Raw genomic sequence first — 1,230 nt, 5'->3', positions numbered from 1 at the left:
GCTGCTCAATCTATCGCCGAACGAGCGCGACAGAACCCAAAATACCCCGCGGGATCGCATCCCGCTCAACAAAATCTCTTCTCTTCAATCACATAGCCAGATGGGTGTTCTGATGCGCAGTTGTAGTATTTGCGCCAAGTCTCCACTTTTCCTCGGCGTCCGCAAGGGACAGGAACCAGTGGGCGTTGAGACATTCGGCCCGGAAGCGGCCGTTGAAGGCTTCGATGAACGCGTTATCCGGCATGATGTAGCGGGTGTCCCGTGTTTCCAGACTCGATCTAGCCCATTAGCGTAGACCGATCCGGGCCTCGGGGCACCGGGAGCACGCAAGTGCGGGCAGGCCGTCGCACTGACATGAACTGCGAGTTCGAGGTCGTTATCTGGCCGCCCCTGCGACTAGCTCGGATGCGCTGCGAGCGCGGATCCGTAATTGTCGTGTTGCCCGCAGCTCCCTTTCGCACTGACCATGGAGGGAGAGATGCGCATCATTGGCATGGACATTCATCGCGTGGCGGCCGAGGCCGTGGCGCTGCTCGAGGGACATCTAACGAAGCTCGGCCGCATTCCCATGACTCGTGACAGCTTGGAGGCTTTCGCCAGGAAGGAACTCACCCATGACGATCACGTGGTCGTCGAGGCGACTGGCAATGCCGCGGCCGTTGTCGAAGTTCTGGCGCCGTATGTCGACCGTGTTGTCATCGCCAACCCGAAGCAGGTGCGGTTGATCGCGCACGCAAAGATCAAGACGGATGCGATTGATGCCGCCGTGCTCGCGAAGTTGTACGCCACCGGATTTCTTCCGGAGGTCTGGGTACCCGATCAGCGCACTATGGCCCTGCGACGGCAAGTTGCGCGCCGCACGCAGCTCGTGCGTCAGCGGGTACGCTTGAAGAACCTCATTCAGTCGATCCACGCCCACCTCATTCCGCCCTGTCCACACCTCAACCTTGTAGGGATCAGCGGTCGCAGGTGGATCGCCGCCCAGATAGTACCTGCCGACGAGCGTGCCGCAATCGAGCGGCACCTGGCGCAGATCGACCTGATCCAGGGTTCGTTGAAGGAGGTCGAGGCGGATATCGCGCGTGAAGCGATGTCCGATCCGGTCATTCGGCGGCTGATGACGCTCCCGGGTGTGGATATGACGGTGGCTTCGGGCGTGGCCGCGGCCGTCGGCGACATTCGGCGCTTTGCCGATCCGACCAGGCTGGTGAGCTACCTGGGGCTAAACCC

At 61.4% G+C, this 1,230-nt stretch carries 1 protein-coding gene and 1 pseudogene; one reads left to right on the top strand and one right to left on the bottom strand.

Translation table 11 applies throughout. The features are described 5' to 3' along the window. Nucleotides 1-65 precede the first annotated feature (65 nt). A pseudogene (locus CV770_RS44435) lies at nucleotides 66-238 on the bottom strand (integrase core domain-containing protein); the annotation flags it as partial. A gap of 240 nt (nucleotides 239-478) precedes the next feature. Between CV770_RS44435 and CV770_RS41120 the strand changes: the two are divergent. After that, the coding region (locus CV770_RS41120) for an IS110 family RNA-guided transposase (protein ID WP_245454031.1) at nucleotides 479-1,230 on the top strand (752 nt) is incomplete at its 3' end.

The organism is Bradyrhizobium sp. AC87j1 (genome assembly GCF_002936975.1).
Taxonomy (GTDB): Bacteria; Pseudomonadota; Alphaproteobacteria; order Rhizobiales; family Xanthobacteraceae; genus Bradyrhizobium; species Bradyrhizobium shewense.
Note: the sequence above shows the minus strand (reverse complement) of the source record. Positions and strands in the feature narration are given on the sequence as shown.